Below are 8,125 nucleotides of genomic sequence, written 5' to 3'. Positions count from 1 at the left end.
ACCCTGGTATCATTTTAATACAAAAATGCTCGAATTACCATAGGGGAATAAAAAAAGCACCAGAAAAATTCTGGTGCTTTTTTCGGGTTGGACTATTCAAAAATAGTTACAGCCTGTAGGGGAATCGAACCCCTGTTTCCGCCGTGAGAGGGCGGCGTCTTGACCGCTTGACCAACAGGCCTCATTGCTTTGTTATTATATACCAGTTAAAAAAATAAATCAAGACCTTTTTTAAAAAAATCTTGATTTATTTTTTGAATTTTACATGTTTTTCTTAATTTTTAAAATATTCTGTCCGTCTTTGTACTCGTAGGTGATATCATCCATGCTTTTTTTCACAAGAAAAATTCCCAGACCACCGATATTTCTCTCATCGGCAGATAGGCTCGTGTCCGGATCTTTTGTTGCCAGCGGATCATAAGGGATGCCTTGATCAATAAACGTAATGATAACAGCCGCAGGATTTTCGACGACTTCGACAGAAACCGTGACAGGTCCTTTATCCGGTCTGTAGGCGTAAAATGCAATGTTGCTGAAAAGTTCGTCGATCGCTATATTGATCTGCATCATAGCCTTCATTGGACAATCCATAGATTCCAGATGTTCATCGACGAATTCGGTTACGATATTGACATTTTCAATAGATGCTTCAGTTGTGATTTTTTTCATACTCGGGACCTCCCTTATATTTCAGTGATAGCATTGTAATATCATCAAATTGAGGAGCCGTTCCGACAAAACGATCGATATCGGAGCGAATCATACGGCAAAGAGTTTCACAATCTGCATTGCGTATACTGTTCATGAAATTCTGAAGCCGTTCCTCACTGTATAATGCGTCATATTTGTCTGTTGCTTCTGTCACACCGTCTGTGTAGAGAAAAATCTCATCACCCGGTTCCAGCTGAAATTCATTTTTTTTGTAACGAACCCCTTCCATTCCGCCAAGGACAAATCCAGGACGTGTTTTCAAATATTCAAAATTACCGTTTTTCTTTCGTACAAGCGGCGGATTATGTCCCGCATTGGCATATTCGATAATACCGGTTTCAAGATTAAGTATACCCATCCAGCCTGTGACAAACATTTCCGCATCATTGTTTTCACAAAGCTTTTTGTTTGACAGCGTAAATACATCATTCACAGGATTTCCAGCCTCTGCAAGACTTTTTATAACGGTTTTCGCCCGCATCATAAATAAAGCAGCCGGTATGCCTTTGCCGGAAACGTCAGCGATCAGGAAAGCAAGGTGTTTATCTCCCAGCATATAAAAATCATAGAAATCGCCGCCGACTTCCTTTGCTGTATCCATCAGAGCATATATGTCAAATTCTTTCCGGTTCGGATAAGCAGGAAATACATTCGGAAGGGAGGAATACTGAATATCCTTTGCCAGTTTTAACTCCTGTTCCATTTTTTCGGAAGCTTCGTCAATATAATGTTTTAAAGTAACAACGGTTGCATTGATTGAATCCGATAAAACGACAAATTCCGCATTATTTCGCACATTGACAATCACATCGAGATCTCCTTCGGTAATCTGTTTAAGGGATTGATTAATCTTTTCCAGATTATCACCGATCAGATGTTTGATCAAAAAGGAAATAAGGATAAATAAAATACCGTAAATAACTGTCTGCATGAAAAAAGTAATATAAGATGAAACTTCTCTGGAGAAAAGAGCTTCAGCCTGCGGCATAACACCTATGATGTAATAGCCTTCAGCGGCATCGTATGTATAAATCGATGGTTCATCATGGATTCTGGAAAGAGAATAATCCAGTTGCTGCGAATTTTCATCCAGCAGCGTTTCCACGTTGATTCCGATATCCTCTAAAGTATGTGTGACGTTATCATTTGAATGACGGTCACTGAGGATGATATAATTTTTATCCGCAATAATTATACATCCGTCTTCTCCGATACGGCGGTTTTTCGTTATGCCGACAAGTTGTCCGCTGATATCTTCCTGAAGGCGTTTTCCGTCATAGGCTACCTGGACAAATCCTCCGTCTTCCAGTACAACACCGGCATATTTTCTGAACATGGTCTCATCGGATGAAATCGGACCATATTCCTGAACATATTCGTTTGTTTTACCGTCAAGAAGAACAAGAAATTCGGCAGATTGACTTCCGGAAGCCATGTTATAGCCTTTAAATGAAAGGTTTGAAGAAAGGACAATAATGCCTTCGGAATTAACAATATTGATCTCTGCCACATTATATTGTTTACAGAGCCTTGCGATATCATCAAAGGATGGTGAATCAAGGTTGCTTAATGCACGTGCAATACTCTCTGTAGTGCGAAGCAGATTTTTATCGGATGCTGCGTTAATATCATCCTTGACATCCTGTATGTTCAAATTCAGTTGTTCGATCGTGTTGTTCAGAGACAGGCTGGTCTGGAGTCTCCAGGACAAGCCTGTCGCTGCAAGGCAGGATACAACGACACAGACAGATAACCATCGGGAGAAATTTTCTGCAAGCTTTATTCGTCCCGTCTTGTTATTCTGTTTTTCATTTCCATAAGGTGACAGCAATAAAGCGGTTATTGTAACCGACAGGGTATTAAACACGACCATTGGGATGGTGCAGAGTTGAACATATGTAAATGCTGTATTCACATCGGATGAGTTTGTCAGGAAAATGAGCATCATATGAAAAATCTCTAAAATAGTAGTCGCAGCTGCTCCGTGGTACCATATCGGTTTGGAATTTTCAAATAAATATTTTCTGAGAAAACCACTTAAGATACCGGCAACGATCGTTGCGATCGAACAGGCCAGCCGTGTATAATAGGCAGCTCCCCAATAGACAGCAAAGTATCTTCCGACTCCTCCAATTAAACCGGCAATGACACCAGCAGGTGCACCAAAAAACAGACCGGCACAGATGGGTGCCGCATCCCGGACATTGATCATGGCATTTCCGAGATGAATGCTGATTTCTGTACTGATCATTGCCAGACATCCGAAAATAACACCAACAATGATCTGCCATGTCTTATAGGATATCTCTTTTTGTTGTTCAGAGAGATAAAGATTAATTCTTGCCAGTACAACAGAAACAATAACAGGAAGTGCCGTTGCAAGACACAATCTGAGAATGACCATTATATTATCCCCCTTTAATTCATGATAAACCATTGGGGACGGAGTTTTTGGCTGTGCCAAAAACTCCGTCCCCAATGGCTTTAGCGTGGAGCTGAGGGGAATCGAACCCCTGTCCGAAGGCACATCCGCCCAGGCATCTCCCATCACAGTCCTTCTATGAGAATTCCCTCCATCAGATGCCGAAGGACAGGCTTCTGATATCGGTAGCTTCATAAATCTTCTGATACCTCAAAGCTTTGGTATCAGAGGGCCTCACAAATTCGATGCCAGATCCTCAGACAGTGAGCGATCTGAGGCTGACAAGCTGCGATTAGGCAGCTAAAGCGTATTCGTTTTTAGCTTTTATATTTAAGTTCCAGGTTATAACGCAGTCCCGGAGTCTGCGGATGGCTTCCCAAACTTCCACACCCCCGTCGAAACCAGTACAACCCCTTATAAGTTGATGGTTCAGACGAATACTGTCATTTAATAATACTTAAAAAAAGTTAAAATGTCAATAGAGATTTTAATACAGATTTTTAACTTTGAAATCTCTTTCTGCTTCTCTTCTCTGATCCTTTTTAGCGATCGTATCCCGCTTGTCATAGAGTTTTTTACCTCTTGCAAGACCGATCTCGACTTTTGCAAGGCTGTCTTTAAAATAAACTTTTAACGGCACAAGGGTATAACCTTTTTGTGCCACCTGTCCCATGATTTTGCGGATTTCATATTTATGGAGAAGCAGCTTTCGTGTGCGGAGCGGGTCCTTGTTGAAAATATTTCCTTTTTCGTAAGGACTGATATGCATCTGATAGACAAACATCTCCTCACCGTCCGGACGAACAAAAGCTTCTTTGATACTGCATTTTCCCATTCGAAGAGACTTGACTTCGGTACCGTGTAAGGCAATGCCCGCTTCATAGGTATCTTCAATAAAATAGTCATGATAGGCTTTTTTATTGTTGGCAACAAGTTTCATACCGGATTTCCCCATTTTGTTCACCCCCTTTTATGTCCATTCTACATCATCTGCCAGTAAAAAATCAACTGTTCGGGTGACTTTATCCGCATCGGCAATGTAAATTTTTATTTTTTGGCCCAGGCGGAATGTGTTGCGGGTCATCTCTCCCACCAGCTCATATTTATTTTCATCAAAAATATAATAGTCGTTCATGTTCTGAAGGCGGATCATTCCTTCACATGTATTCGGAAGTTCCACATACATTCCCCAGTTGGTGATACCGGATATGACACCTTCATGATATTCGCCCACATGTCTGGACATGTATTCAACTTTTTTCAGCTTATCGACTTCTCGCTCAGCCTCATCGGCACGACTTTCGCACTGGCTTGTCGCTGTGGCCACATCCGGAAGAATATGGCGGTAATGTTCTTCCCGCTTTTTATCCCATGCTCCGCTTAATGTTTCCTTGATAATCCGGTGAATCTGAAGATCCGGATAACGGCGGATCGGTGATGTAAAATGGGTATAGTATTTCACCGCAAGTCCGAAATGACCGGAATTTTCTGTTGTATACTTGGCACGCATCATTGATCGCAGGACAAGACGGCTGATCATGGCTTCTTCCGGTGTCCCTTCAATATTTCCAAGAAGCTTCTGGAATTCTTTCGGATGCACTTCGCCCGACTTTAATTTGAGATAATAGCCGAAATTTTTAAGAAAAAGTGTCAGCTTATGAATACGGTCTGCGTCCGGTGTTTCATGTGTCCGGTACAGAAAAGGAATTTCCTGCCAGAAATAGTCTTCCGCAATCGTTTCGTTGGCTGCCAGCATAAAATCTTCAATGATCTTTGTCGCCGTGTTTCGCTCATAAGGCATGACATCCACTGCTCTTCCTTTTTTATCCAGAATGATTTTGGATTCAGGAAAATCAAAATCAATACCGCCACGCACCTTTCGCTTCTCTCTCAGTTTGTCGGCGGCTTCTGCCATCGTTTCAAACATTGGGACAAAATCTTTATATTCAGAAATGGTATCCGCATTTTTATCTTCTAATATCTGTTTGACTGCCGTATAGGTCATTCTGCGGTCCACATGGATAACGGTAGGGGCAATCTCATGATTTAAGATCGTTCCCTTTTCATCAATTTCCATAATACAACTCAGTGCAAGGCGGTCAACGCCTGCATTTAATGAACAGATGCCGTTTGACAGCTTGTGAGGGAGCATCGGTATGACTCTGTCTGTCAGGTAAACACTGGTTCCCCTCTTTAAAGCTTCTTTGTCCAGGGGCGAACCCTCCGTCACATAATGGCTGACATCTGCGATATGGACGCCAAGAATATAATGGTCATCCTCTGTTTTTTTGATTGTAATCGCGTCGTCAAGATCCTTTGCCTCCTCGCCGTCAATGGTGACGGTCTGCCAGTTCCGGATATCCTTTCGTCCTGCATATTCTTCCGGAAGAACTTCCTCCGGAATATTTGCCACCTGGTTCATCACATCTTCCGGAAACTGTTCCGGCAAATGATAAGCGCGTACAATAGAAAGAATGTCGACTCCCGGATCATTTAAATGTCCCAGGATCTCCACGATCTCCCCCTCAGGGTTCTTTCTGCCATTTCCGTAATCCGTGATGTGCACGACGACTTTGTGACCGTTGACAGCACCCATCGTATGATTTTTATCAATAAAAATATCTCTGGCAATCTTTAAATTATCCGGAACAACAAAACCGTAGTTTTTGCTTTTTTCGAAAATACCTACGACGAAATCGTTGGCCCTCTCAATAATATTGACAATAACAGCTTCGCTGCGTCTTCCCGATCTGGAATCAAATATTTTCTTGATCGCCACTTTATCCCCGTTGAGGGCTGTCATCACATTCTCTTCCGATATATAAAAATCATCTTCAATACCATCTACGTGAACAAATCCAAAACCGCGTGTATTTCCGATAAAGGTTCCTTCAAGGAGATCCGGATCTGCAATTTTATATCGGCCTTTATCGTCCAGATCGATCTGTCTCTCTGAAATGAGCTGATCAAGAACGAGCTTTAATTCTTCACGATCCCGTCTCGGCACACCGAGTATACTGCACATTTCTTTTAACTTCATCGGGCGATATCGGGCGTCTTTCATAAATTCAAGGATAAGATTCTTTCTGGCTTCATATATTTCTGTATGCATGTTCTGACCTCCTTTACTCAAGACATACATCTTTTTTCTTTTCGAAAGAAAAAGATAACACTCCTTTAGAAAGAGTGTTATCCTCAAATGCAAATTCTATTCTACCAATTCATGTTCAAAACAATAGTCATAATAAGGAAAAGAACGCCTAAAACAGCTGTCCCCTTCACAAGCTTACCTTCTCTGGAACGGCCCTTATTCTTACCCCAGTAAGTGTCTGCCATGCCGCTGACAGTTCCGGTAAGGCCGGATGACTTACTTTCCTGAGACATAACTAATACAACTAATGCAATGCACACTATTATAAAAATAACAGTTAAGATGGTTCTCAGCACTGTTCAATACACCTCCTAAATCACTCAGTGTATTTTATCATATTTAAAATCAATAGTAAATAGCTTTATTCACTTATTTTACAACAAGGTTAATAATTTTGCCTTTAATGTAAATTTCTTTGACCAGACGTTTCTCTGCAATAGCTCTTGCGACGGATGGGATCTCTTTTGCTTTTGCAAGTGCAGATTCCTGATCTTCATCAACAGCCAATGTCACAGTTCCTTTAACTTTACCGTTGACCTGAACACCGATCTCGATCGTATCTTCTTTAACGGCAGCTTCGTCCCATGTCGGCCATGGCTCATAGGCAATTGTATCTTCGTGACCGAAAATGGACCATAATTCTTCGCCGATGTGCGGGCAGATACAGGAGAACATCTTGATAAAGCCTTCTGCATATTCCTTCGGACAGCTTTCTGTGCGGTAAACCTGGTTGACAAAGATCATCAGCTGGCTGATGGCTGTGTTAAATCCAAGTACTTCAAAATCTGTTGTAACTTTTTTTACTGTCTGGTGATAAACACGTGTCAGTTCGTCTTTTTTAGCATCAGAAATATGTTCCGGTTCAGTAAAGAACTTCCATACACGAGTAATGAAACGTTTTGCACCTTCAACACCCTGATCGCTCCATGGCTTGGATGCTTCAAGAGGTCCCATGAACATCTCGTAAAGTCTTAATGTATCTGCGCCGTAATCTCTGACAATATCACTTGGATTTACAACGAATTCAGGGAAACGTTTTCCCATCTTGATACCGTTTGCTCCAAGAATCATTCCCTGATGAACAAGTTTTTTGAACGGTTCTTTGACAGGGCTTAAACCTTTATTGTACAGATAGTGATTCCAGATTCTTGAATACATCAGATGACCGACCGCATGTTCCGGTCCTCCGATATATAAGTCAACCGGCATCCAGTGTTTCAACAGCTCCTGATTTGCAAATTCTTTGTCATTATCCGGATCGATATAACGCAGATAATACCAGCTGGAACCGGCACTTCCAGGCATTGTGGAAGTTTCACGTTTTCCTTTGATACCGTCTTTGTCATACTGCTTCCATTCGACAGCATTTTCAAGAGGCGCCTGTCCGTTTTTGCCCTTATAATCTTCAAGCTCAGGAAGGATCAACGGAAGTTCTTCGTCTGCAAGAACATGGATCTTTCCGTCTTCTTCGTAAACGATCGGAACAGGTTCGCCCCAGTATCTTTGTCTTGCGAAAATCCATTCACGGAAATGATAGTTGACTTTTCTGCGGGCAATTCCCATACCCACAAGTTTATCTGTAATGGCTGTTTTGGCTTCTTCCACTGTGAGACCTGTAAATTCTTCAGAATTCATCAGTTTGCAGCCTTTTCCAAGGTAGCCCTGTTTTTCAAATGCTTTTTCACTTACATCTGCGCCGTCGATAACCTGGATCATCGGGATATTGTGAACGATGGCGTAGTCAAAGTCTCTCTGGTCATGGGAAGGAACGGCCATAACAGCACCGGTTCCGTAACTAGCCAAAACAAAGTCACCGATGTAGAGCGGAACTTCTTTGCCGT

The 8,125-nt window shown here is 41.9% G+C and carries 6 protein-coding genes, 1 tRNA gene and 1 other RNA gene; all 8 read right to left on the bottom strand.

From position 1 onward, the window contains the following. Positions 1–109: 109 nt before the first annotated feature. Positions 110–181 (bottom strand) — tRNA-Glu (locus QZZ35_RS07580). Positions 182–261: 80 nt separating this feature from the next. Then, positions 262–669, bottom strand: coding sequence for an ATP-binding protein (locus QZZ35_RS07575; RefSeq protein WP_291236852.1), 408 nt, complete (start codon positions 667–669; stop codon positions 262–264). After that, on the bottom strand, positions 650–3,115 hold the full coding sequence (locus tag QZZ35_RS07570) for a SpoIIE family protein phosphatase (protein ID WP_291236851.1): 2,466 nt from the start codon (positions 3,113–3,115) through the stop codon (positions 650–652). Before QZZ35_RS07570 ends, QZZ35_RS07575 begins: the two co-directional genes overlap by 20 nt. 83 nt (positions 3,116–3,198) lie before the next feature. After that, positions 3,199–3,547, bottom strand: a transfer-messenger RNA (tmRNA) gene (gene ssrA / locus QZZ35_RS07565). Positions 3,548–3,620: 73 nt separating this feature from the next. Further along, positions 3,621–4,088, bottom strand: a complete 468-nt coding sequence (gene smpB, locus QZZ35_RS07560; RefSeq protein WP_291234037.1) for an SsrA-binding protein SmpB — start codon at positions 4,086–4,088, stop codon at positions 3,621–3,623. 15 nt (positions 4,089–4,103) lie between these two features. Beyond that, positions 4,104–6,245 carry a ribonuclease R gene (gene rnr, locus QZZ35_RS07555; RefSeq protein WP_291236850.1) on the bottom strand — a complete coding sequence of 714 codons (2,142 nt, stop codon included), beginning with the start codon at positions 6,243–6,245 and terminating at the stop codon, positions 4,104–4,106. 101 nt (positions 6,246–6,346) lie between these two features. Continuing rightward, positions 6,347–6,580 carry a preprotein translocase subunit SecG gene (gene secG / locus QZZ35_RS07550; protein WP_291236849.1) on the bottom strand — a complete coding sequence of 78 codons (234 nt, stop codon included), beginning with the start codon at positions 6,578–6,580 and terminating at the stop codon, positions 6,347–6,349. A gap of 73 nt (positions 6,581–6,653) precedes the next feature. Beyond that, the coding region (locus QZZ35_RS07545) for a class I tRNA ligase family protein (RefSeq protein WP_291236848.1) at positions 6,654–8,125 on the bottom strand (1,472 nt) is incomplete at its 5' end.

The sequence above is a fragment of the Frisingicoccus sp. genome (assembly GCA_016298055.1).
GTDB lineage: Bacteria > Bacillota > Clostridia > Lachnospirales > Lachnospiraceae > Frisingicoccus.
The sequence above is the reverse complement of the archived record's forward strand: the minus strand, read 5'-3'. Positions and strand labels throughout refer to the sequence as shown.

What these genes read in the sequence shown, in the direction of transcription:
- smpB (WP_291234037.1), bottom strand. Translation starts at nt 4,088, where the DNA reads ATGGGGAAATCCGGTATGAAACTTGTTGCCAACAATAAAAAAGCCTAT.
- QZZ35_RS07575 (WP_291236852.1), bottom strand. Translation starts at nt 669, where the DNA reads ATGAAAAAAATCACAACTGAAGCATCTATTGAAAATGTCAATATCGTA.
- rnr (WP_291236850.1), bottom strand. Translation starts at nt 6,245, where the DNA reads ATGCATACAGAAATATATGAAGCCAGAAAGAATCTTATCCTTGAATTT.
- QZZ35_RS07570 (WP_291236851.1), bottom strand. Translation starts at nt 3,115, where the DNA reads ATGGTCATTCTCAGATTGTGTCTTGCAACGGCACTTCCTGTTATTGTT.